Source organism: Streptomyces guryensis, assembly GCF_021261325.1.
Lineage (GTDB): Bacteria > Actinomycetota > Actinomycetes > Streptomycetales > Streptomycetaceae > Streptomyces > Streptomyces guryensis.
The window spans coordinates 1-21,326 of the sequence record NZ_JAJSBI010000036.1; the positions used below are offsets into that span (position 1 = coordinate 1).

Genomic DNA, 21,326 nt, shown 5'->3' on the forward strand with positions numbered 1-21,326 from the left:
GTGAACACCAGCAGCAGGAAGACGTTGAGGCGGAAGTCGAAACGGGAGACGTAGAACGCGACCATCGACGACAGCAGCAGCGTGATCAGCACCGCGGGCACGGCGATGATCAGCGTGTTGCCGAAGTAGTGGAGCATGTCCGACTGCTGGAAGGCGTTGGTGAAGTTGTCCAGGCTCAGCTTGTGCGGCCAGGACACATAACCCCGGTTGCTGGTCTCGCTGTAGGGGCGCAGGGCCGCGAAGACGGCCCACAGCAGCGGGGCCAGCCAGGCCAGCGCGGTCACGGTGAGGAACGTGTGCAGCAGGATCCGGGCGGGCCGGACGGGAGTGCGCTGCTTGGTGATGACAGCCGTGCTCACGCTTGCCGCTCCTTCCGGAAGGTCGCGATCAGGTAGGGGATGATGACCGCGAGGGAGATGACCAGCAGCACCACCGCGATCGCGGAGCCGTAGCCGATCCGGCTGGACTCGCCGATGATGTTGTTGGTGATCAGGATCGACAGCAGTTCGGTGCCCTGGGCGCCCTTGTTGAAGACGAACACCAGGTCGAACGCGCGCAGCGCCTCGATGATCGTGACGACCAGGACGACGGTGTTGGTGGGGCGCAGGGTGGGGAAGATGACGTTCTTGAACGTCTGCCACTCGTTCGCGCCGTCCAGCGAGGACGCCTCCCGCAGGGAGGGGTCGACGCCCTTGAGGCCCGCCAGGTACAGGATCATCATGTAGCCGGTGTGCCGCCACGACGCGGCGATCAGCACCGCCCACAGGTTCAGGTGCGGGTCGCCGATCCAGTCGATGTAGTGGCCCGGCTTGTTCGCCCCGATCAGACTGTTGATCAGCCCGGTGTCGGGGTTGTAGATGAGCTGCCACACGAAACCGGTCACCGCCAGCGAGACCACGACCGGCAGGAAGAACGCGGTCTGGTACACCCGGGAGAAACGGATCTTCTTGTCCAGCTGCACCGCCAGGAACAGCCCCAGCGGGGTCGGGACGGCGATGAGCACCACGAACCAGATGATGTTGTGCTCGACGGCCGGCCAGAACTGCGGGTTGTCGGTGAACAACTGCTTGAAGTTGTCCAGCCCGACCCACTTGATCGAATCGAAGCCGATGCCGTCCCAGGTGGTGAAGGCCAGCGCGATCGAGGCCAGCGCGGTCACCCACACCAGGGCCACGTGCAGGACAGTGGGCACGCCGGCCATGAAGCCGAGCGTGATGCGGTCACGGCGGGTCAGCAGGCGCTTGTGGCCCTGCGCGACCCGCGTGCGGACAGGCGCGGGCCCCGGAGGCGGCACGGCGGCCGCCTCCGGGGTCTTCGTGGAGGTCTCGGAGCTCATGAGGACGCGAAGATCGTCTTCTTCTGGCGCTCGATCGACGACAGCAGACCGTCGACGCCCTTGGGGTTCTGCAGGAACTTCTGCAGACCCGGCTGCATCACCGTCGAGGTGAAGTCCGGCCGCGAGTCACGGTCCATGAACTGCGTCAGGCTCTTGGCATTGGAGATCATGTCGTACGCCTTCTTCTGCAGCGGCGTGTACGACGACGTGTCGGCCTTGCTGGAGGCGGCCACCACACTGGAGTCCGCCTTGAGGTAGATCTGCTCGGCCTCCGGAGTGCCCAGATACTCCATCAGCTTCACCACACCGTCGTGGTTCTTGGGCGCCTTGGACACCATGAAACCATCCGTGGGCGCCTCCACCGTGTCCTGCCCGAACTGCGAGTTGATCTCCGGGAAGGCGAAGAAGTCCAGGTCGTCCAGGTCGGCCTTGTTCGTGAACTGCTGCGCCACGAACGAACCCAGCACGTACATGCCCGCCTTCTTCGACACCAGGCTCTGCGCCGCGTCCTGCCAGGTACGGCCCATGAAACCGTCCTGGTGATACGGCAAAAGCTCCGACCAGTGATCGAAGACCGCCTTGACCTTCGGATCCGTCCACGCCTCCTTGCCCGCCATCAGCGACTTGTGGAAGTCATAGCCGTTGAGCCGGAAGTTGATCTGGTCGAAGGTACCCATCGCCGGCCACGCGTCCTTGTCACCGAACGCGATCGGCACCAGACCGTCCTTCTTCATCTGCTTGCACAGCGCCACCAGCTGGTCCCACGTCGTGGGCACCTGGTAGCCGTGCTGCTTGAAGACACTCTTGCGGTAGAACAGCGCCCACGGATACGTGTACAGCGGCACGAAGTAGTACTTGCCGTCCTCACCCTTGGACAGCTGCTTCATCGCGTCGGGGAAGTTCCCCCCGATCTTCGCCCACACGTCGTCGACCGGCGTCGCCAGCTTCTTCGCCGCGAAGAACTGCATCCGGTACCCCGCGAACCACGTGAACACATCGTCCGGCGTGGCCTGCAGGTAGGAGTTGATCTGCTCCTGGAAGGTGTTGTGGTCCTTCGTGTTCACCGCGACCTTGACGCCGGACTGCTTCGTGAACGCCGCGTAGATCTCCGCGAACGCCTTTTTCGGCACCGCATCCGAGGAGTTGGAACCCAGACTGACGGTCTTCGGGTCCGACGACGAACCACTGCCGCCACACGCGGACAGCAGGGGTATGCCCGCACCCGCAAGCAGGGCAGCACCCCCCACACCACGCAGCAGACCACGACGGCTGGGAGAGGGCAGAGAGAGACCCGAGGGGGAGAGGTCCATGTACGGCTCCTGGAGGCAGGGGTTCGGCCACAACTACGCCACGTCGAAAAAAAGTCGAAACCGACCATAAATCAACTCGACCGAACATCGTGGCGCTTATATCAGCCCTATGTCCGGTCATGCGTCAAGAGCCGACAGGGACCTTTGTGGAAATGTGACCGACATGTTCGTGATCGTTTCCGTCCGAGTGATCGAACGGCCCCGCCCGAAGATGAGAGTAAATGCCGGATTCGCGTCGAGACCAGGGCCTGCTAGGAGTCGATCCGGACCGACTTCGTCACACTGACCTGGTCGATCTCGGACGTCCGGACCGTGACCTTCATGGTCCAGGTTCCGGCGATGGGCACGGTGACCGAGTTCGTCCCCCAGTAGCCGCCCTGGTCGGTGACCCTGGCGTCCAGCGGGCCGATCTGCTGCGCGGGGAGGCTGAGGGAGAGCCGCAGCTCGGGGACGGTGACGATGCCGCCGTCGGGCCCGAAGACGACCGCCTGCACGGTGTTGTCGCCGACCCGGCCCGGGTCGAGGGTGATCTGCACCTTGCCGCGCGCGCGGCCGACCTCGAACGGGATCGTCGTGACCGACGCGGCTGCCGGCCCGCCGGCCGTCGCGGGCGCCTGGGCCGCCTCGGCGGCCGCGCGACCCGGCAGCGTGCTGCTGAGCACGGTCGTGAGCACCAGCACCACGACACCGACGGCGACCTCGGCGAGCACACTGCGGCGCAGACTGCGGCGGCTCGTGTCCCCGGCGGCCGGGGCGACCGGTTCCTCCGCCGCGGTCACGGGCGGCCCGCCCACGGGCTCCGGGACCCGTTCCCGTACGGCCGTCTCCGCGTCCGCCGTCACCAGCCGCGCGGTCCAGTGCCGCGAGAGCCCGGCCGCCGTCAGCAGCAGCACCACCGCGGCCAGCTTGACGAGCAGCAGGCGCCCGTACGTCGTCCCCGTGAGCGCGCTCCAGGAGCCCAGGCCGCGCCAGGACTGGTAGACGCCGGTGACGACCAGGACGGTCACGGAGGCGAAGGCGATCCGGGAGAAGCGGGCCACGACGGCCGGGGCGAGTTCGGTGCGGTGGAGCAGGATCAGCAGCGCCGTGAGGCCCCCCAGCCAGACCGCCATGGCCAGCAGGTGCAGCACGGAGGACGCCATCGCCAGGGGCACCTGGATGCCCGCCGAGGCGTGGTCCGAGGCGGCCCAGGTGAGCGCGAGGGCCACCGCGAGTGCGGTGCCGGCGGCGAGCAGCGGACGCGGCCGTGCGACACGTTTGCGGAGTCGTACGGCGAACACGGCGGCGATCAGCAGCAGGGAGAGCCGGGCCAGCAGCGCCAGCCCCGGGCGGCCCGTCAGGGCGCGGGTGAAGGCGGAGGCGTCGAAGGCGGTCGCGGGGCTGGTGCCGGTCTCGTACGGGGCGCGCAGCGTCAGCAGCGCCAGGGTGGCCCCCAGCAGCGCCCACCAGCCCGTGACCAGAGGTTTCCGTAGCGGTCCGCGGTCCGCCGGGCGGCACAGGGCCACGAAGGCGGCCGTGCCGATCAGCAGCGCCGCCGCCAGGTACGCGAGGTAGCGGGCGATGTTGTACAGACTGGCGGTCGCCGGATTCTCGACCGGTTCGGTGCCCACCGTGGCGACCGTCGCGGAGGCTTTGCCGACGGAGAAGGTGAACGCGCCGCCCACCGGGTGACTGTCCGCCGAGACGACCCGCCAGGCCACGACGTACGTGCCCTTCGCGAGCTTCTTCGGCAGGGTCACGCTCGCCGTGTCGGAGCGGCCCTTCGCGTGCTGGGCCTCGCCGATGTCCACACGCCGGTTGTCGGGATCCAGGACGCGGAAGGAGTCGTCGAGCAGACCGACGGACTCGGTGAACGTCAGCGTGATGGAGCGGGGGGCCGACTTGAGGACGGTTCCGTCCTCGGGATCGGTGGACTTGAGGGCCGCGTGGGCCGACGCCGGCCCCGCACCGCCGAGGACGAGCAGGACCAGCAGGGCGCCCAGCAGCACCGGCCCCCGAACCCCCCGGCGCCCGCGACAGCGCTGCCGTCCCCTGCCCTCACCCGCACGCTCCACGCCACACTCCGTCCCGGACCTCGCCGCCTTCCGACCAGGGGTACGCACACAAGCCGCCAAGCACTCACCCGGCCACCAGGACGGCGACCGCGAGGCCGGCGGCGGTCTGTCCCTCCGGCAGCCTCAGGGACGGCAGAGTCCGGCGATCCGGTCGGACTCTGCCGGGTACCGCGCCGTCAGCTCGGCCGGGTCCCCGTGCTCGTAGCCCTCGAAGGTGAACCCGGGGGCCATCGTGCAGCCGAAGAACGTCCATGCCCCGCCCGCGACGACCCGCCCGCCCATCCAGGTGCCGGCCGGCACGGTCGTCTGGGGCTGCTGGCCGCTCGGTACGTCCGGCCCGAGCACCACCGTCCTGGACGTCCCGTCCGGGGCGAGGAGCAGCAGCTCCAGCGGGTCGCCCAGGTAGAAGTGCCAGATCTCGTCGGTGGGCAGGCGGTGCAGGGCCGAGTAGTCGTCCGCCGTCAGCAGGGCGACGATCGCGGTGCCCTCCGGCCGTCCGTCGGCGCGCTCGGGGCCCGCCCAGGTCTGGCGGAACAGGCCGCCCTCGCGCGGGATGGGTTCCAGTCCGTAGTGGGCGATGAGGTCCTCAGGGCTCATTCGGGAAGGCTACCTCCCACCGCAGAAAGGCCAGTTGGGCCTTCTTCTCGGGCTAATACACGTCCGGGAGGTCGGTCTCGGGCGATACACGTCCGGGAGGTCGGTCTCGGGCAGCACCACCATCGGACCGGCCTCGAAGCCCTGCCGCGGGAAACGGACGGTCGCCTTCTCGTTCCGGCCGGCGGGCGCGAGCAGGACGTGGATACCCATGTCGCCGCCCCGCAGCGGGCAGCACTCACTGACGCGGTCTGCGTCCGGCTCGTACGTATGGAGCAGTGCGCCCTCTGAGCCACAAGGGGAGTTGGTCGTCGTGGTGGGGCGGGTCCGGGACCCCGGCCGCGCCGAACGGGACGACCCACCGCACGCGGTCGCGGTCGCCGGACAGACCCGGCGAGACAAGGCAGCCTCGCCTCAGTGACTCGGGCCGGAATCGTACGCGAGCCGTGGAAGAGGGATGATCGGGGACATGGACGTCACCCTGCACCTCGCCCAGGACCCCAAGGCCGACGAGCTCCTCGGACGCTCCCCGCTCGCCGCGCTCGTCGGGATGCTGCTGGACCAGCAGGTCCCCATGGAGTGGGCGTTCAAGGGCCCCCGCACGATCGCGGACCGGCTCGGCGCCGACGACCTGGACGCGCACGAGATCGCCGTCATGGATCCGGACGCCTTCGCCGCGCTCCTGTCCGAGAAGCCGGCCGTGCACCGCTACCCGGGGTCCATGGCCAAGCGCGTGCAGCAGCTGTGCCAGTACCTGGTCGAGCACCACGACGGCGACGCCGAGCTCGTCTGGAAGGACGTGACCGACGGGCGTGAGCTGCTGAAGCGGCTGCAGGAGCTGCCCGGCTTCGGCAAGCAGAAGGCGCGGATCTTCCTCGCCCTGCTGGGCAAGCAGCTCGGCGTACGGCCCGAGGGCTGGCGGGAGGCCGCGGGCGGCTACGGCGAGGCGCACTGCCACCGCTCCGTCGCCGACATCGAGGGACCCGAGTCACTGGCCAAGGTCCGGGCTCACAAGCAGGAGATGAAGGCGGCCGCCAAGGCCGCGAAGGCCACCGGGAAATAGCGGAGGGCGCCGGGAAACAGCGGAGGGCGGCCGGGAAACAGCCGTCAGCCGACCGGCTCCCAGCCTCCCTGCTCGCGGCCGGTGTCCTGTTCGGCGTCCACCTCCTGATCAGCGGCGTCTTCCAGCTGGTCGCCGCGTTCGGCACGCACAAGACCACGGCCCTGCGCGTCCTGGCCTTCATCAGCGGGTCCCTGTCGATCCTGCTGGGCCTGTTCTGTCCGCGCGGCCCGATGCGGTCGATCCTGCTGCTGGCCCTGTGGATCGGCATCGGCCGGCTCATCCGGGGCATCACCCAGACCCTGGCCGCCGCCTCCGACAGCACCATGCCGGCCCGCGGCTGGCAGATCTTCCTCGGGATCGTCACCCTCATCGGCGGAATCGTGCTGATCGACTCGCCGTTCGCGTCGGTCGCCGTGCTCACCCTGGTCGGTGGCATCTGGCTGGTCGCGGTCGGCGCGGTCGAGATCGTCACCGCGATCCGCATCCGGGGCAGGGCCCGGCAACTGCCACGCACCCTTTGAGCCGCACCGGTTCCCCCGAACGGGCGGTTCTCGCGCCCGACATGCTGAGCGCCGTCGGCCTCATGGGCAGATGGCCTCCCGTGAGCACCGTACGAAGCCTCCCACGCGGCCACGCCTGCCTGCGGACGCTCGTCCTGCTGCTCGCCCTGCTGGTACCGGGCGCCCACGCTGAGGTGCAGGCACCACCGTCCGCGGCCACGGAGATCGTCGAGTACGACGCCGTGGACGCGGCCGTGCGGCCACCGGCCGACGCCCTGCACCGAACCGTCGTGGCCCTGCGCCCCTCCCCTCTGGCGGCCCCGGCACCCGGCAACCCGGCGGACCGCCCCCTGCCCGCCCCGCCCCGGCCGCCGCACGCCCTGCACGCGCTGCGCTCCGTGGTCCTGCGCTGCTGACAGACCCGGCTCCCCGGAAAAGTCAGTCATTCACCCCGCGAGGACCCAAGGAACACAGCCATGCCCACCGACCCGTACGCGGTCCTGCGCGCCCTGCTGCGCGCGGAAGCGGCACGCAACGCGCCGAAGAACCTGAAGAAGCAGGAACCGAAGCAGCCCGCGAAGGAACGGGACCGCTGATTGCGCCGGCGGGGGCGGCGTTCCCCCTGGACCGCCGCCCCCGCCGACTCTCTGTCCACAGCCTGTGCGCAACGCCCGGACAGCGGCGAGGGCATATCGGGCCACTGCTCACCTTTGCCCCGATTTGAAACTTCTTTTCCGGCGCCGCACTGCGTCGCCATGGCTGCGCCCGGAAGGTCTTGACCGGTAGGCTTTCCGTGTGATCTTCAAGCGCATCGGAAACGGCCGGCCGTACCCCGACCACGGCCGGGAAAGCACCCGGCAGTGGGCGGACGTCGCGCCGCGCCCGGTCCGCCTCGATCAGCTCGTCACCACCAAGGGACAGCTCGACCTGGAGACCCTCCTGGCCGAGGACTCGACCTTCTACGGCGACCTGTTCGCACACGTCGTCAAGTGGCAGGGCGACCTGTATCTCGAGGACGGCCTCCACCGCGCGGTGCGGGCCGCGCTGCAGCAGCGCCAGGTGCTGCACGCACGCGTGCTCGAACTCGACTGACGCACACTCCCGGGGGCCTGCCGGTAAAGGCTTGGCCCTTTCGGGTTCACCTGTGCGGCCTCGAATGATCATCTAGTAGGCATCGCCGTCCGGGCGCACTACGCTGCGCTCATGAGCATGCTGACCCCCCCGGGCATGGGCGGCAAGTACCGGATCACGGGGGACAAATACCCACGGATGCGCAGGCGCCGGCGCGGCAGGCTCGGAGTCGCCCTGGTGGCCTCCGTCGCCGCACTCGGCCTGGTCGGCTGGGGCACGCTGCAGCTCATCGACCTCTTCACCGGCGGCGGCGACAAGGCCTCCGCGGCCGGCCCCAAGGCGGACTGCAGGACCAAGGCGAGCCCGTCGGCCGGCACCAGGAAGGCCGCCCTGCCCAAGCCCGGCGCGATCACCGTCAACGTCTACAACGCCACGCCCCGCAGTGGTCTGGCCAAGACCACCGCGGACGAGCTGAAGAGGCGCGGCTTCAAGATCGGCGATGTGGGCAACGCGTCGAAGGAGTTCGACAAGAAGGTCAAGGGCACCGCCATACTGCTCGGCGCCCCGTCCGCCCTGAACAGCTCGCTGCCCGTCCTCGCCACGCAGCTCGGCGGCGCCGAGAAGCGCGCCGACACCCGCAAGGGCACGGACGTCGACCTGATCATCGGCACGGGCTACAAGGACCTCACGCAGAAGGCGGCCGCGGACAAGGCCCTGGCGGCGCTGGCGAACCCGCAGCCGACGCCCGCGTCTTCCACGAAGGGCTGCTGAGAAGCGCCCCGACAGGGGCGCGGGGAACTGCGCGACCGGCCACAGACAACCCGCGGCCGCCGAACACCCGCACCCCTGCGGCGAAGAGGCGAAGCCCTACTCAGCCGCCCCGTAGAGGCGATCCCCCGCGTCCCCAAGCCCCGGCACGATGTACCCGTGCTCGTTGAGCCGCTCGTCGACGGCCGCCGTCACCACGGTCACCGGCGTACCCGCCAGCTCCCGCTCCATGAGCTCGACCCCCTCGGGGGCCGCAAGAAGCACCACCGCGGTCACATCGTCCGCACCGCGCTTGATCAGCTCCTGGATCGCCGCGACCAGCGTGCCGCCGGTGGCCAGCATCGGGTCCAGGACGTACACCTGGCGGCCGGAGAGGTCCTCGGGCATGCGGGAGGCGTACGTGGACGCCTGGAGCGTCTCCTCGTCGCGGATCATGCCGAGGAAACCCACCTCGGCGGTCGGCAGCAGCCGCACCATGCCGTCCAGCATGCCGAGGCCGGCCCGCAGGATCGGGACGACCAGGGGGCGCGGGCGGGCGAGCTTGACGCCGGTGGTCGAGGAGACCGGCGTCGTGATGTCGACCTGCTCGGTGCGCACGTCGCGCGTGGCCTCGTAGGCGAGCAGGGTGACCAGCTCGTCGGCGAGACGGCGGAAGGTCGCGGAGTCGGTGCGCTGGTCGCGCAGCGTGGTGAGCTTGTGGGCGACCAAGGGGTGGTCGACGACGTGGAGACGCATGACCTAACAGTAACCGCGCCCCCGCAGCCCTTGCGCTGGCATCAAACCGCCCATCAGAGGGAAAGTGGGAGGGACGGACCGGGGGGTGGTGTGCCCATGCCTGACCTGCCTGAGCGTGAAGCCCGAAAGGACTCGCCGTCGGTCGAGACCGACGCCGAGCGCCGGCGCCGCAGGGCCCAGTTCCTGCGTGACCTCGCCGAAGCCCGTGAGCTGCGTGACCGTGTCCAGCCCAGGCGCGCCAAGACCGCACGCCTGCGCCACGCCATGCGCATGCGCACCTTCCGCTGGTAGGTCCGGTCCGACTCGGGACGCGCCTGGGAGCAACCCGTTGCGTGCACACGCCGATCGCCGCGTACGATCCCGCTCGTGGTCGATCAAAGTCGGCGGACACAGGGGGCCGAAGACGTCCCCTGAACGCCTTGTTTCTGCCACGATTCCGAGTGGGTGGGGCTCGGAGCACAGCTCTCCCCGCCCTGAGCCCCGCCGGGGGGACCTCCAACCGGCACGCCTAAGACCAGTGGGAGAGTCACGGTGTACTTCGCCGCACTGCTCGCGCGCACCGAAGACGGGTGGGAAGCGAGCGACACAGAGCTCGACGATGTGGAGACCCTGTCGGATCTGGCCGACCTCGCCCGGGAAGCCTCGACCGAGGACGACACGGTGCTCATCCTGATCGAGCAGGAAGAAACGTGGTTCGGCGTCGTCCGTATCGACGGCGAGGACGACCCGCGTATCTACGTCTCGGACGCCGCCGCCGCTGCCCGCAGCAGCTACGGCGAGATCCTGCTCACCGACGAACTGCTCGGAAGGGAGCCCGGCGACGACGACGCCGACCTGGACTCCCTCGACCTCGACGGCACCGAGGACGGTGAGGACGAGGACGACGGCGACGAGGAAGCGCCGCCGTCCGCCGAGTCCGTGCCGCACAGCCCCGTCGGCGACGCCGAGATCCTCGACGACCTCGGTGTCAGCGCCAAGGAGCTGCGCACCCTGGACGAGGACGCCCTGAACACGATCGCCGAGGCCCTGGGCGCCTCGGAGGTCCTGGAGACCGTCCGCTGACCGCTGAAGGCACCCCCGACCCGGTACGCGACCGCTGGCGGGCCGCGATGCGGCTCGCCCTGGACGAGGCCGGGCGGGCCGGCGCCGATGTGCCCGTGGGCGCAGTCGTCCTCGCCTCGGACGGTACGACCGTGCTCGGGGCCGGACACAACGAGCGCGAGGCGACCGGTGATCCGACGGCGCACGCCGAGGTCCTCGCGATCCGCCGGGCCGCGGCCGACCTCGGGGAGTGGCGGCTGTCCGGCTGCACGCTCGTCGTGACGCTGGAGCCCTGCACGATGTGCGCGGGGGCGCTCGTGCAGTCCCGCGTGGACCGTGTCGTCTACGGCGCCCGCGACGAGAAGGCCGGCGCGGCCGGCTCCCTGTGGGACGTCGTACGCGACCGACGGCTCAACCACCGCCCCGAGGTGATCGAGGGCGTGCTCGCCGACGACTGCGCACGAATCCTCACCGAATTCTTCCGCTCCCGCTGAAGCCCCCCGCCCCCTGAACACCGTCCCCGAATACCGATTTCTGAGCACTGCCCGGCGTGCTGTAAGGTCTCCCTCGGTAGCGTGTCCGAGCGGCCGAAGGAGCTCGCCTCGAAAGCGAGTGTGGCGCAAGTCACCGAGGGTTCAAATCCCTCCGCTACCGCTTTGGGAAGGGCCCCGTCGAGAGACGGGGCCCTTCGTGCGATCATGTGCGGTCGTGGGGCAACAGTGACTGGGGAGGCCGCAATGGCGGTGAATGCCAAGAAGATCGCCGTCTATGTGCTCGTGGTCTTCGCGCTGTACGTCATCATCACGGACCCGGCCAAGGCGGCCGACTACGTCCAGATAGGGTTCGAGGGCATATCGGACGCCGCCAAGGCCATAGGCGACTTCTTCACCTGGCTCGCCAACGGCGCCCACTAGGCCCGCAGCTAGGAGCGCACATGATCCGCCATCTCGTCCTCTTCAAGCTCGGCGAGGGCGTCGAGCGCGACGACCCGCGTGTCCTGGAGGGTGTGGACGCCTTCCGGTCGCTGGACGGGAAGATCCCCGAGATCCGCTTCTGGGAGCTGGGCTGGAACTTCAGCGACCGCCCCATCGCGTACGACTTCGCCATCAACTCCGGCTTCGACGACGCGGACGCGCTGCGCCGCTATCTGGAGCACCCGGAGCACCAGGCGGGAGTGACGCTGTGGAAGGAGTTCTCCACCTGGGTGATCGCCGACTACGAGTACTGAGCCGGACCCAGCTGGGCCCTGCGCCGGAAAGGCGCAGGGCCTTTATGCGTATTGAGACCCATTTGATCCCAACTTGCCCTCAACACGGAGTTATGCGGTGCTTGCACACAGTGCACATCTCTTGTGATGCTATGACCGCTTTTGCCGAATACGTTGATCGATTGCGAGGTGGAGTTGACCGTGCCGGCCAGTACTGCGCCTCAAGCACCGCCCCTGGAGGCCCCCGAGGCCCCGACCGAGCCCGCACCGCCGCGCAGCCGCGGCGCCGACACCCGGGCCCTCACCCAGGTGCTCTTCGGCGAACTCAAGGGGCTCGGGCCGGGCACGCCGGAGCACGACCGGGTGCGCGGGGCGCTCATCGAGGCCAACCTCCCGCTCGTGCGCTACGCGGCCGCCCGGTTCCGCTCCCGCAACGAGCCGATGGAGGACGTGATCCAGGTCGGCACCATCGGGCTGATCAACGCGATCGACCGCTTCGACCCGGACCGGGGCGTGCAGTTCCCGACCTTCGCGATGCCGACCGTCGTCGGCGAGATCAAGCGCTACTTCCGGGACAACGTCCGCACGGTCCATGTCCCGCGCCGCCTGCACGAGCTGTGGGTGCAGGTCAACAGCGCGACCGAGGACCTGACGACCGCCTTCGGGCGCACCCCCACGACCACCGAGATCGCCGAACGGCTGCGCATCACCGAGGAGGAGGTGCTCTCCTGCATCGAGGCCGGCCGGTCGTACCACGCGACCTCCCTGGAGGCCGCCCAGGAGGGCGACGGACTGCCGGGGCTCCTCGACCGGCTCGGCTACGAGGACCCGGCCCTGGACGGCGTCGAGCACCGCGACCTCGTCCGCCATCTCCTCGTACAACTTCCGGAGCGGGAACAGAGAATCCTTCTCCTGCGCTACTACAGCAACCTCACCCAGTCGCAGATCAGTGCGGAACTCGGCGTCTCCCAGATGCATGTCTCACGGCTACTCGCGCGTAGCTTCCAGCGGCTGCGGTCCGCGAATCGGATCGAGGCATAACCGCAAGCAGGATCGAGACGTAACCGGCACGAGCGAATCGCTCACCAGGGCCGTTCCCGACAGTTCTGCGCTGAAAAAGCCTCAGACCCCCTTTTTCCAGGGCCTATTCGTGTCTCGCATGTCGACATGTCACTACAGCGTGTTGCCGACATGTGACATTCTTCCCCAAGCGCGTTTGCCGTGGCTTCGGCTCCGGTATTCAGGTGAAGGCTGAACTCCTCGCCAGGGGAGCTCCGGCCACGACCGTCCCGCGACCCAGAGGGGGTGGCATGTCCGCAGACCAGGGCAGCTCGAAGGTGCTCACGCTCACGAAGAGCGAGTCCGCGCCCGCCGACGCCGTGCTCGGCTCCATCGACGAGATGGCGGCCGTCGACACCGCACCGGCCCCGGCCCTTACAGCCGCTGACATCCCGGCCCCGCCGGCCTCGGATGCCATCGACACACGCACCCTGTCCCGCTCCCTTTTCCTGCGGCTCGCCGCACTCGACGAGAACAGCCCCGAGCGTGCGTACGTCCGGGACACCCTCATCGAACTCAACCTCCCGCTGGTGCGGTACGCGGCGGCCCGCTTCCGCTCGCGCAACGAGCCGATGGAGGACATCGTCCAGGTCGGCACCATCGGCCTGATCAAGGCGATCGACCGCTTCGACTGCGAACGGGGCGTGGAGTTCCCGACCTTCGCGATGCCGACCGTCGTCGGCGAGATCAAGCGGTTCTTCCGCGACACCTCGTGGTCGGTACGGGTCCCGCGCCGGCTGCAGGAGCTGCGCCTGGCCCTCACCAAGGCCAGCGACGAGCTCTCCCAGAAGCTGGACCGCTCCCCGACCGTCCCCGAGCTCGCCGCCGTGCTCGGCGTCTCCGAGGAGGACGTGGTCGACGGCCTCGCGGTCGGCAACGCGTACACGGCCTCCTCGCTCGACTCCCCGGCGCCCGAGGACGACGGCGGCGAGGGCTCCCTCGCGGACCGCCTCGGCTACGAGGACACCGCGCTGGAGGGCGTCGAGTACCGCGAGTCCCTCAAGCCCCTGCTGGCCAAACTCCCGCCCCGCGAGCGGCAGATCATCATGCTCCGCTTCTTCGCCAACATGACCCAGTCGCAGATCGGCGAGGAGGTCGGCATCTCCCAGATGCACGTCTCCCGGCTGCTGACCCGGACGCTGGCGCAGCTGCGGGAGGGGCTCATCTCCGACTGATCCTCCTCAGAGCATCCTGAGGGTTCCTATTTGACGGAGCGTCAGCCACCATGGCGCGATGCTGCGTGGGATTCCCCGGACGACATGGACACATGGCCGTCGAGGCGCCGTGATCGGCGCGTCGGCGGCCGTCGTCTGCCTGGGCGCCGCACTGGCCGCGTGCGGGGGCGGTGGCCGGGGCGAGGGGTATGTGGCGACCGGGGTGATCGGCGGCGCACCTCAGGCCTCCGGTACGGCGGCGGCTCCGACGGGCGGCGTGACGCTCGTACCGCTGGACGGCAGCCCGGCGAAGGGCGGCTCCCCTGCACCGGGCGGCAGTTCGGACGGCGTACCGGAGACGGCCGTACCGACACCGCCCGACGCGGTGCCGTCCGTCGGCGGAACCAAGTCCGGTCGTACGGCACCAGATTCACCGCTCCCGACGTCAACTCCCAGTCGTACGGCGCCCACCGGCCCCGCCGCCCTGACCTGGGGCGACCCGGTCCGCAAGGCCACGGACAAGCGCTGGTGCGAGGACGTGGGCCTCGGCTTCAGCAACTCCGGGGGCACCGCGGTGCGTTCCGGCAGTGTGACCTTCGGGACGCACATCATCGGGGCGCTCGGCATCGACTGGGGGACGGTCGTGTCGACCGTCGGCCTTCCGGCGCCGATCGGTGCCGGAGCGCGGAAGGAGAAGACCTGGACGGTGTGCGTCGACGCGTGGCGGGTGCCGCTGGGCATGCACATCGAGACGCGGGACGTCACCGTCCAGTGGAAGTAGCGGTACGCCCTACTTGAGTGCCAGCCAGGCGACGGCCGCCACGACCGCCACGGCCACGACGATGCCGACGATCAGGCCGACGCGCGGACCGGCCGACGCGGGCGCCTGCTGCTGACGGCGGCCCTGCGGGCCCTCGTCGACGAAAGCGCGGAACATCTGGGTGTTGCCTGCGGGGTCGTGGTTGCCCTGGGGGCCCTGGGGGTTAGCCATAGCCCGAGACCCTAGCGAATCAGTGGTTGTGGCCCAAGTGGGGGGCGGTTCGCAGCCGCAACCCACCTCACCTGCATGTTTACTCTCGCAATACTTGCCTTTGCCAAGTTTTTGTCCCGCATCCGGGTCATTTTGTTTGCCTGTAGCAACCAATGACTTCTATGGTTGCCCCAAGCAACGAATGTGGGAGGTGTGTGATGGCCGAGCGGGCACAGTACGAGGAGCTGCTCCGGCAGTTCAGCGCCTTCGGCGCCGTGAAGCGGGAGCTCGGACGGATCATGCCGTCCGACTGCACGAGCGGCAGCGCCGCGGTGCTGATCCTTCTCGGACGCTACGGCGACATGCGCATGAGCAGGCTCGCGGAGCTGCTCGCCGTGGACATGTCGGTCACCAGCCGCCATGTCACGCACCTCGCCGAGCGCGGCTGGATCGACCGGTCCCCCGACCCGGCGGACAAACGGTCGCGGATCCTCCACCTCACACCCACGGGCCTGGCCCAGCTGGAGGCGCTGTCCGAGCGGACCACCCAGCTGCTGGCCGAGCGGCTCGCCGACTGGAGCGACGAGGAGGTCGCCCAGCTCAGCCGGCTCATGGAACGCCTGCGGGCCAGCTTCGACGACTGCCGCGCCCTGCCGCCCCGGCTCCCGCCCCCCGCATTCGAACTCGAACCGACCACCCGTACACCCGCAAGCACTTAAGAGAAGGAAGCCCATGGCAACGACCACACCAGCCGGTGTGCGGGCTCATGCCAAGCACGGGGGAGGCTCCTCCGAGTACGCCCCGATGACGCACCGGCAGATCATGGAGGCGATCTCCGGTCTGCTGCTCGGCATGTTCGTGGCGATCCTGTCCTCCACGATCGTCACCAACGCCCTGCCGCACATCATCAGCGACCTCGGCGGCGGCCAGTCCGCCTACACCTGGGTCGTCACCGCCGCCCTGCTGTCGATGACCGCGGCCACCCCCCTGTGGGGCAAGCTCGCCGACCTGTACAGCAAGAAGGCGCTCGTCCAGATAGCCCTGGTCATCTACGTCCTGGGGTCCGCGGCCGCGGGTCTCTCGCAGAACGCCGGCATGCTGATCGCCTGCCGTGTCGTCCAGGGCATCGGCGTCGGCGGTCTGTCCGCCCTCGCCCAGATCGTCATGGCCGCGATGATCTCGCCGCGCGAGCGCGGCCGTTACTCCGGCTACCTCGGCGCGACCTTCGCCGTCGCCACCGTCGGCGGCCCGCTGCTCGGCGGTGTCATCACCGACACGTCGTGGCTCGGCTGGCGCTGGTGCTTCTATGTCGGTGTCCCCTTCGCCGTCATCGCACTGATCGTGCTGCAGAAGACCCTGCACCTGCCCACCGTGAAGCGGGACGTGAAGGTCGACTGGGGCGGTGCGTTCTTCATCGCCGCCGCCGTCTCGCTGCTGCTGGTCTGGGTCACCTTCGCCGGTGACAAGTACGACTGGCTGTCCTGGCAGACGTACAGCATGGTCGGCGGTTCGATCGTGCTCGGTCTGATCTTCGTGCTGGTCGAGTCCAAGGTGCGCGAGCCGATCATCCCGCTGCGGCTGTTCCGCAACCGCACCATCACGCTCGCGTCGCTGGCCTCGCTGTTCGTCGGTGTCGCGATGTTCACCGGCACGGTCTTCTTCAGCCAGTACTTCCAGCTGGCCCGCGACAAGTCCCCCACGATGTCCGGTGTGATGACGATCCCGATGATCGGCGGGCTCTTCATCTCCTCCACCGTCTCCGGGCAGTTCATCACCCGCACCGGCCGCTGGAAGGCCTGGCTGGTCAGCGGTGGCGTGCTGGTGACGGCGGGCCTCGGCCTGCTCGGCACCATCCGCTACGACACGGCGTACTGGAAGATGTCGATCTTCATGGCGCTGCTGGGTCTCGGCATCGGCATGATGATGCAGAACCTCGTGCTGTGCACGCAGAACCAGGTCGACCCGAGCGACCTCGGCTCCGCCAGCTCCACGGTCACCTTCTTCCGGTCCCTCGGTGGTGCGGTCGGCGTCTCCGCGCTCGGCGCGGTCATGGCCCACCGGATCACGCACTACGTCAAGGACGGCATCGCCGCCCTCGACCCGCAGTACCGGGCGGCGCTGGCCGGTTCCAGCTCCTCCACCGACAGCATCCCGGACCTGAGCAAGCTCCCGGCGCCGCTGCGCACCCTCATGGAGAGCGCCTACGGCCACGGCATCGCCGATGTCTTCCTGATCGCCGGCGCCCTCGCGGCCCTCGCGTTCCTGATCACCCTGTTCATCAAGGAGGTCCCGCTGAAGACCAAGGGCGCGCTGGCACAGGCCGCTGCCGCGGAGGAGCCCCCGGCCGGGTCGGAAGCCGCTCCGGCCACCGTCGAGGCCACGGTCCCGACCTCGGCTCCGATCGCCGAGAACGTCCCGAGCTGGGCCGTCTCGGACACGGAGACCGCCGTCGACGGCACGCAGCGGCTCGCCGCCGTGGCGACCCTCGCCCGGCCCGAGGAGTCGGCCGGTTCCGGCGGGATCCCGGTGCGCGGCTTCGTCCGCGGCAACGAGGGCGCGCCCGTGCCGCAGGCCGCCGTCACGCTGATCTCGCTGGCGGGACGGCAGCTGGGCCGGTCAGTCGCGCAGGCCGACGGCTCGTACGGCGTCGAGGCGCCGAGCGTGGGCTCCTACGTCCTGATCGCCGCCGCCGACGGGTTCCAGCCGCAGGCGTCCACCGTCGTGGTGAACGGTGAGCCTGTCTCGTACGACATCCTCCTCAGCGGCACCAGCGGCCTGAGCGGTGTGGTGCGGGCCGCCGAGACCACGCTGCCCGTCAAGGACGCCATGGTCATCGTGACCGATGTGCGCGGGGAGCTGCTGGCCACCGCCGCCACCGGTGAGCAGGGCGAGTTCTCCTTCGCGGAGCTGGTGCCGGGTGCCGTGACCGTCGCGGTGAACGCCGCCGGGTACCGGCCGCGTGCCCTGCCCGTCGAGGTGGGCGGCGCCGGACTCACCCGTATCGAGATCGACCTCGACTCGGGCGCCGAGCTGCAGGGCGTCATACGCGCCCCGCACGGTCCGCTGGCCGACGCACGGGTCACCCTGGTCGACGCGGCGGGCAACGTGGTCGGGACGGCCACCACCGGCGCGGACGGGGCGTACGCCTTCACCGACCTGAACGGCGGCGACTACACGGTCATCGCGACGGGCTACCCGCCGGTGGCGACCGCCCTCACGGTGAACGGCCGCGGAGTCGACGGCCACGACATCGAACTGGCCCATCCGGGCGAGTAGTCCGATACTCCGGCCCGTGGCGGACGGCGCGCGCGCTCTGAGCGGAGGCGCACGCCCGGTGCCACGGGCCGGTCTCTTTACGACCAGCTTTACGACCACTTACGACCAGCTACTACGACCAGCTTTACGACCACCTACCACGACCAGCTTTACGACCGGTTTCACTGCAGGGAGAAACGGGATGGGACTGACCGCGAAGATCCGTACGCGGGACGGATGGGCCGTGTCGCACGCGGTCGTCACGGTGACCGACATGGCCGGCACTCAGGTGCTGCGCGCGGAGGCGGACGCCGAGGGGGCCGTACGGGACACCACCGAGCTCGCCCCGGGGCCGTACACCGTCATCGTCACGGCCGTCGGGTACGCGCCCGTGGCCTCGAGCGCGCTCGTCACGGCGAGCGGACGGGCCGAGCTGGGCGCGGTGACGCTGGCCCGGCAGGGCGGCACCGAGCTGCCGCCGCCCGGGCCGTGGACCATCGACCCCGCGCACTCCTCCGTGGGCGCGGTCGCCCAGCACCTGGGGATCTCCAGCGTGCACGGGCGGTTCACGGAGTTCGCCGGACGCGTCGAGATCGCACCGGACGAGGTCGAGAAGTCGCGGGTGGACGCGGTGATCCGGGCCGCGTCCATCGACACGGGCAACGGCATGCGCGACGACCATCTGCGTTCGCCCGACTTCCTGGACGCCGAGAAGTACCCGGAGATCACGTACCGGTCCACCGGTCTCACGGCGGCCGGGGCGGACCGCTGGACGGTGCACGGCGAGCTGACACTGCACGGCGTCGTACGGCAGGTGGACCTGGACCTCGCGTACCTCGGGACGGGCGCCGACCCGTGGGGCGGCACACGCGCCGCCTTCCGCGCGACGACCGAACTCCGCCGCGAGGACTTCGCCATGAACTACAACCAGGTGCTCCAGGCGGGTATCGCCGCGATCGGTACGACGCTGAAGGTGGAGCTGGACATCCAGGCGGTGCAGGGAGAGGCGCTGCCTCAGGCGTAAAGACGCCGGGAAATGAACGAACTCCCAGGTCAAACCTTGATCAAGTCGTTGACAGGGGCGCGATTTCGTCGGGATAGTACAGGCGGTCATCGGACAGTGCCGCTGATCGTGCCGGGCTGACCCCCCTGCCGACAGGTTCGAGAACGGTGACCAGCGGGGGAACGGGACTCGGGCCCGCCGGGTTGGTGGACGGCTCGATCCGCCTCTCGGCTCGATCCGCCTCTTCCCCGCTTCTCAGAAGCCGACGCGGAGCCTGGTCATCACATGGCTCCGCCCTGCCAGGGGGTTGATGTTCATGAACAGGAAGTTCCGTGCTGCGCTGGCAAGCGCTGCCGCACTGCTCGCAGTCAGCGCGACCGCGGGTCCGGCGTCCGCGGCGGAGATGCAGCCCATGAGCAAGCACACCGGCACGGCAGGCTGCTTCAACTGGTCATGGGCGGACGGGTGGGACAGTACGACGGTGTACTTCCACAACACCTGCAAGACCACCCACGTCATAGAGATCACGTGGAACCACGACCTGGAGTACGACGCCTCCATACCGCCGGGCTACAAGAGCAGCCACAACGGCTTGGGCAGCATGACGCACATCTACGACCGCGGGGCCTGCGGGGCGTACTGCTAGAAGCCGTACCGCCGGGCCGGGCACAGGCCCAGCAGGGACGGGCCGAGCAGCGCCCCAGCGCCTAGGCTGGCGCCATGGCACCGAACATCGCGACCAACACCCGCGTCTCCCTCGACGAACTGCTGGACTTCGTACGACCTCGTCATCGCGCCATCCTGCTCACGCGCCGTGCCGACGGCGGCCCGCAGGCCTCGCCGCTGACCTGCGGGGTCGACGACTCCGGGCGGATCGTCGTCTCCACCTACCCCGACCGCGCCAAGACCCGCAACGCCAAGCGGGACGAGCACGTCAGCCTCGTCGTCCTGAGCGACGACTGGAACGGGCCGTGGGTGCAGGTGGACGGCACGGCGGAGGTCATCGACTCCCCGGAGTCCGTGGAACCGCTCGTGGAGTACTACCGGAACATCGCGGGCGAGCACCCGGACTGGGACGAGTACAGGGCGGCGATGGTGAAGCAGGGCAAGTCGATCATCCGGGTGACGCCGGAGAAGTGGGGACCGGTGGCCACCGGCGGCTTCCCCGCACGGCTGGCCCCCGGGGAGTAGGCACCGCCAACCCAGCACCACCCGCCGGACGGAGTCCGGCACAGCGCTCCGAAGCCTGCGAAGCAGCGCGAGGGGCGCAAAAGGAAGGGGCCAGGGCGGCGATGGTGAAGCAGGGCAAGTCGATCATCCGGGTGACGCCGGAGAAGTGGGGACCGGTGGCCACCGGCGGCTTCCCCGCACGGCTGGCCCCCGGGGAGTAGGCGGCCGGCTCTCCGGAGTGCAGGGGCAGGCCCCGTCTCAGCCCCGGGCCACCATCGTCTCGATGCCCGCCACCAGCAGGTCCAGGGCGAAGTCGAAGTCCCGCTCCCACATCTCGTGCACGGTGTCGCCGCCACGGGCCGCCATGATGTCCTCGGACTCCCTGACGACCTCGGCGGCCTGCGGGTCCTGCGTCACCGCGGTCATGGCGTGCTCGAAGTACTCGTCCGCGGTCATGCCGAAGTCGGCGCTGCGGGCGTTGAAGTGGCCCTCGATCGTGCCGAAGCCGTACACGAACTGGAAGACCGAGGAGATGGCGGCCGACAGGCCGTGCGTCGGCAGGCCGGTACGGCGGATGACCCGTTGCACGACGCGGGCGAAGGCCAGGTTGTTCGGACCGATGTTGAGGAAGGTGCCGCCCAGCGGGGAGAGCCAGGGATGGCGGACCAGCAGGGAGCGGTACTCCCTGGCCAGCGCGCGCAGTTGGTCGCGCCAGTCCTCGTCGGCGTCCGGGTCCGGCAGGCCGATCTCGCCGAAGGCCGCGTCCAGGGCCAGTTCGAGGAGGTCGTCCTTGGTGTCGACGTACCAGTAGACGGACATCGCGGTGACGTTCAGCTCGGCGGCCAGCCGGCGCATGGAGAACTTGGCCAGCCCCTCCGCGTCCAGGAGGCGGACGGTCACCTCGGTGATCCGGTCACGGTCCAGGCCGGACGGCTGTCCGCCGCCGCGCCCGCCCCGCCGTGGCTTGCCGCCCAGCCACACACTGGTCCGCGCCGCCCGCTCGGCTGCCCTCACCATTGGCGCACCTTCCTCGACC

At 69.5% G+C, this 21,326-nt stretch carries 26 protein-coding genes, 1 tRNA gene and 1 pseudogene; 19 read left to right on the forward strand and 9 right to left on the reverse strand.

Annotated features, from left to right (window positions below):
- The 6 genes from LJ657_RS42370 to LJ657_RS49225 form a co-directional block, all read right to left on the reverse strand.
- Positions 1-359, reverse strand: a 359-nt coding sequence (locus LJ657_RS42370) for an ABC transporter permease family protein (protein WP_505016530.1), incomplete at its 3' end; no start/stop codon positions are given.
- Entirely contained in the window at positions 356-1,336 is a 981-nt protein-coding gene (locus tag LJ657_RS42375; protein ID WP_232655045.1) for a carbohydrate ABC transporter permease, read from the reverse strand. The genes LJ657_RS42375 and LJ657_RS42370, both read right to left, overlap by 4 nt.
- Complete coding sequence (locus LJ657_RS42380) at positions 1,333-2,646, reverse strand: ABC transporter substrate-binding protein (protein ID WP_232655046.1); 1,314 nt, start codon at positions 2,644-2,646, stop codon at positions 1,333-1,335. Before LJ657_RS42380 ends, LJ657_RS42375 begins: the two co-directional genes overlap by 4 nt.
- Positions 2,647-2,897: 251 nt before the next feature.
- Positions 2,898-4,634: a copper resistance CopC/CopD family protein gene (locus LJ657_RS42385; protein ID WP_232655116.1), complete on the reverse strand. Its 1,737-nt coding sequence runs from the start codon at positions 4,632-4,634 to the stop codon at positions 2,898-2,900.
- A 189-nt stretch (positions 4,635-4,823) separates the two neighbouring features.
- On the reverse strand, positions 4,824-5,297 hold the full coding sequence (locus LJ657_RS42390; protein WP_232655047.1) for a cupin domain-containing protein: 474 nt from the start codon (positions 5,295-5,297) through the stop codon (positions 4,824-4,826).
- 235 nt (positions 5,298-5,532) lie between these two features.
- On the reverse strand, positions 5,533-5,781 hold the full coding sequence (locus LJ657_RS49225; RefSeq protein ID WP_372488050.1) for a penicillin acylase family protein: 249 nt from the start codon (positions 5,779-5,781) through the stop codon (positions 5,533-5,535).
- Between LJ657_RS49225 and LJ657_RS42405 the strand changes: the two genes are divergently transcribed.
- The 5 genes and pseudogenes from LJ657_RS42405 (at position 5,764) to LJ657_RS42425 (ending at position 8,699) form a co-directional block, all read left to right on the forward strand.
- The gene (locus tag LJ657_RS42405; protein WP_232655048.1) at positions 5,764-6,357 is read left to right on the forward strand and encodes an HhH-GPD-type base excision DNA repair protein; all 594 of its coding nucleotides are present in this window, start codon (positions 5,764-5,766) and stop codon (positions 6,355-6,357) included. The genes LJ657_RS49225 and LJ657_RS42405 overlap by 18 nt on opposite strands.
- Before the next feature lie 62 nt (positions 6,358-6,419).
- A pseudogene (locus tag LJ657_RS42410) lies at positions 6,420-6,878 on the forward strand (HdeD family acid-resistance protein); the annotation flags it as partial.
- Between the two features lie 80 nt (positions 6,879-6,958).
- Positions 6,959-7,273: a hypothetical protein gene (locus tag LJ657_RS42415; protein ID WP_232655049.1), complete on the forward strand. Its 315-nt coding sequence runs from the start codon at positions 6,959-6,961 to the stop codon at positions 7,271-7,273.
- Between the two features lie 379 nt (positions 7,274-7,652).
- The gene (locus LJ657_RS42420; RefSeq protein WP_003999914.1) at positions 7,653-7,949 is read left to right on the forward strand and encodes a type II toxin-antitoxin system VapB family antitoxin; all 297 of its coding nucleotides are present in this window, start codon (positions 7,653-7,655) and stop codon (positions 7,947-7,949) included.
- Positions 7,950-8,060: 111 nt separating this feature from the next.
- On the forward strand, positions 8,061-8,699 hold the full coding sequence (locus LJ657_RS42425; protein ID WP_232655050.1) for a LytR C-terminal domain-containing protein: 639 nt from the start codon (positions 8,061-8,063) through the stop codon (positions 8,697-8,699).
- Between the two features lie 96 nt (positions 8,700-8,795).
- Here the strand turns inward: LJ657_RS42425 and upp are convergent, their stop codons facing one another.
- Positions 8,796-9,431 carry a uracil phosphoribosyltransferase gene (gene upp / locus LJ657_RS42430; protein WP_232655051.1) on the reverse strand — a complete coding sequence of 212 codons (636 nt, stop codon included), beginning with the start codon at positions 9,429-9,431 and terminating at the stop codon, positions 8,796-8,798.
- 96 nt (positions 9,432-9,527) lie between these two features.
- Between upp and LJ657_RS42435 the strand changes: the two genes are divergently transcribed.
- The 9 genes from LJ657_RS42435 to LJ657_RS42475 all read left to right on the forward strand — a co-directional run bounded on the left by LJ657_RS42435 (position 9,528) and on the right by LJ657_RS42475 (position 14,673).
- Positions 9,528-9,722, forward strand: coding sequence for a hypothetical protein (locus LJ657_RS42435; RefSeq protein ID WP_232655052.1), 195 nt, complete (start codon positions 9,528-9,530; stop codon positions 9,720-9,722).
- 240 nt (positions 9,723-9,962) lie between these two features.
- The gene (locus LJ657_RS42440) at positions 9,963-10,493 is read left to right on the forward strand and encodes a tRNA adenosine deaminase-associated protein (protein WP_232655053.1); all 531 of its coding nucleotides are present in this window, start codon (positions 9,963-9,965) and stop codon (positions 10,491-10,493) included.
- 47 nt (positions 10,494-10,540) lie between these two features.
- A complete protein-coding gene (gene tadA / locus LJ657_RS42445; RefSeq protein ID WP_232655054.1) occupies positions 10,541-10,966 on the forward strand; it encodes a tRNA adenosine(34) deaminase TadA in 426 nt (141 codons plus the stop codon).
- A gap of 75 nt (positions 10,967-11,041) precedes the next feature.
- Positions 11,042-11,126: transfer RNA gene (locus LJ657_RS42450), tRNA-Ser, on the forward strand.
- Between the two features lie 83 nt (positions 11,127-11,209).
- Positions 11,210-11,386: a hypothetical protein gene (locus LJ657_RS42455; protein ID WP_232655055.1), complete on the forward strand. Its 177-nt coding sequence runs from the start codon at positions 11,210-11,212 to the stop codon at positions 11,384-11,386.
- A gap of 20 nt (positions 11,387-11,406) precedes the next feature.
- Positions 11,407-11,700: a Dabb family protein gene (locus LJ657_RS42460; protein ID WP_232655056.1), complete on the forward strand. Its 294-nt coding sequence runs from the start codon at positions 11,407-11,409 to the stop codon at positions 11,698-11,700.
- Positions 11,701-11,880: 180 nt separating this feature from the next.
- On the forward strand, positions 11,881-12,720 hold the full coding sequence (locus LJ657_RS42465; RefSeq protein ID WP_232655057.1) for an RNA polymerase sigma factor SigF: 840 nt from the start codon (positions 11,881-11,883) through the stop codon (positions 12,718-12,720).
- 269 nt (positions 12,721-12,989) lie between these two features.
- Complete coding sequence (locus tag LJ657_RS42470) at positions 12,990-13,913, forward strand: RNA polymerase sigma factor SigF (protein ID WP_232655058.1); 924 nt, start codon at positions 12,990-12,992, stop codon at positions 13,911-13,913.
- A gap of 109 nt (positions 13,914-14,022) precedes the next feature.
- Positions 14,023-14,673 (forward strand): hypothetical protein, encoded by a 651-nt coding sequence (locus LJ657_RS42475; RefSeq protein ID WP_308117133.1) that lies wholly within the window; start codon positions 14,023-14,025, stop codon positions 14,671-14,673.
- Between the two features lie 9 nt (positions 14,674-14,682).
- Here LJ657_RS42475 and LJ657_RS42480 read toward each other — a convergent pair whose 3' ends face one another.
- Positions 14,683-14,883, reverse strand: coding sequence for a hypothetical protein (locus LJ657_RS42480; protein ID WP_232655060.1), 201 nt, complete (start codon positions 14,881-14,883; stop codon positions 14,683-14,685).
- Positions 14,884-15,080: 197 nt separating this feature from the next.
- On the opposite strand from LJ657_RS42480, the gene LJ657_RS42485 reads away from it, so the two are divergent.
- The 5 genes from LJ657_RS42485 to LJ657_RS42505 all read left to right on the forward strand — a co-directional run bounded on the left by LJ657_RS42485 (position 15,081) and on the right by LJ657_RS42505 (position 20,311).
- The gene (locus LJ657_RS42485; protein ID WP_232655061.1) at positions 15,081-15,581 is read left to right on the forward strand and encodes a MarR family winged helix-turn-helix transcriptional regulator; all 501 of its coding nucleotides are present in this window, start codon (positions 15,081-15,083) and stop codon (positions 15,579-15,581) included.
- A gap of 85 nt (positions 15,582-15,666) precedes the next feature.
- The gene (locus LJ657_RS42490; protein ID WP_505016531.1) at positions 15,667-18,138 is read left to right on the forward strand and encodes an MFS transporter; all 2,472 of its coding nucleotides are present in this window, start codon (positions 15,667-15,669) and stop codon (positions 18,136-18,138) included.
- 181 nt (positions 18,139-18,319) lie between these two features.
- Positions 18,320-19,141 (forward strand): YceI family protein, encoded by an 822-nt coding sequence (locus LJ657_RS42495; protein ID WP_232655063.1) that lies wholly within the window; start codon positions 18,320-18,322, stop codon positions 19,139-19,141.
- Between the two features lie 295 nt (positions 19,142-19,436).
- Positions 19,437-19,766, forward strand: coding sequence for a hypothetical protein (locus LJ657_RS42500; RefSeq protein ID WP_232655064.1), 330 nt, complete (start codon positions 19,437-19,439; stop codon positions 19,764-19,766).
- 74 nt (positions 19,767-19,840) lie between these two features.
- Positions 19,841-20,311, forward strand: coding sequence for a PPOX class F420-dependent oxidoreductase (locus tag LJ657_RS42505; protein WP_232655065.1), 471 nt, complete (start codon positions 19,841-19,843; stop codon positions 20,309-20,311).
- A 237-nt stretch (positions 20,312-20,548) separates the two neighbouring features.
- On the opposite strand, the gene LJ657_RS42515 is transcribed toward LJ657_RS42505, so the two are convergent.
- A complete protein-coding gene (locus LJ657_RS42515) occupies positions 20,549-21,307 on the reverse strand; it encodes a TetR/AcrR family transcriptional regulator (protein WP_232655066.1) in 759 nt (252 codons plus the stop codon).
- Between the last annotated feature and the right edge of the window lie 19 nt (positions 21,308-21,326).

What these genes read in the sequence shown, in the direction of transcription:
- LJ657_RS42375 (WP_232655045.1), bottom strand. Translation starts at nt 1,336, where the DNA reads ATGAGCTCCGAGACCTCCACGAAGACCCCGGAGGCGGCCGCCGTGCCG.
- LJ657_RS42380 (WP_232655046.1), bottom strand. Translation starts at nt 2,646, where the DNA reads ATGGACCTCTCCCCCTCGGGTCTCTCTCTGCCCTCTCCCAGCCGTCGT.
- LJ657_RS42390 (WP_232655047.1), bottom strand. Translation starts at nt 5,297, where the DNA reads ATGAGCCCTGAGGACCTCATCGCCCACTACGGACTGGAACCCATCCCG.
- LJ657_RS42405 (WP_232655048.1), top strand. Translation starts at nt 5,764, where the DNA reads ATGGACGTCACCCTGCACCTCGCCCAGGACCCCAAGGCCGACGAGCTC.
- LJ657_RS42425 (WP_232655050.1), top strand. Translation starts at nt 8,061, where the DNA reads ATGAGCATGCTGACCCCCCCGGGCATGGGCGGCAAGTACCGGATCACG.
- upp (WP_232655051.1), bottom strand. Translation starts at nt 9,431, where the DNA reads ATGCGTCTCCACGTCGTCGACCACCCCTTGGTCGCCCACAAGCTCACC.
- LJ657_RS42435 (WP_232655052.1), top strand. Translation starts at nt 9,528, where the DNA reads ATGCCTGACCTGCCTGAGCGTGAAGCCCGAAAGGACTCGCCGTCGGTC.
- tadA (WP_232655054.1), top strand. Translation starts at nt 10,541, where the DNA reads ATGCGGCTCGCCCTGGACGAGGCCGGGCGGGCCGGCGCCGATGTGCCC.
- LJ657_RS42455 (WP_232655055.1), top strand. Translation starts at nt 11,210, where the DNA reads ATGGCGGTGAATGCCAAGAAGATCGCCGTCTATGTGCTCGTGGTCTTC.
- LJ657_RS42460 (WP_232655056.1), top strand. Translation starts at nt 11,407, where the DNA reads ATGATCCGCCATCTCGTCCTCTTCAAGCTCGGCGAGGGCGTCGAGCGC.
- LJ657_RS42470 (WP_232655058.1), top strand. Translation starts at nt 12,990, where the DNA reads ATGTCCGCAGACCAGGGCAGCTCGAAGGTGCTCACGCTCACGAAGAGC.
- LJ657_RS42480 (WP_232655060.1), bottom strand. Translation starts at nt 14,883, where the DNA reads ATGGCTAACCCCCAGGGCCCCCAGGGCAACCACGACCCCGCAGGCAAC.
- LJ657_RS42485 (WP_232655061.1), top strand. Translation starts at nt 15,081, where the DNA reads ATGGCCGAGCGGGCACAGTACGAGGAGCTGCTCCGGCAGTTCAGCGCC.
- LJ657_RS42490 (WP_505016531.1), top strand. Translation starts at nt 15,667, where the DNA reads ATGACGCACCGGCAGATCATGGAGGCGATCTCCGGTCTGCTGCTCGGC.
- LJ657_RS42495 (WP_232655063.1), top strand. Translation starts at nt 18,320, where the DNA reads ATGGGACTGACCGCGAAGATCCGTACGCGGGACGGATGGGCCGTGTCG.
- LJ657_RS42500 (WP_232655064.1), top strand. Translation starts at nt 19,437, where the DNA reads ATGAACAGGAAGTTCCGTGCTGCGCTGGCAAGCGCTGCCGCACTGCTC.
- LJ657_RS42505 (WP_232655065.1), top strand. Translation starts at nt 19,841, where the DNA reads ATGGCACCGAACATCGCGACCAACACCCGCGTCTCCCTCGACGAACTG.
- LJ657_RS42515 (WP_232655066.1), bottom strand. Translation starts at nt 21,307, where the DNA reads ATGGTGAGGGCAGCCGAGCGGGCGGCGCGGACCAGTGTGTGGCTGGGC.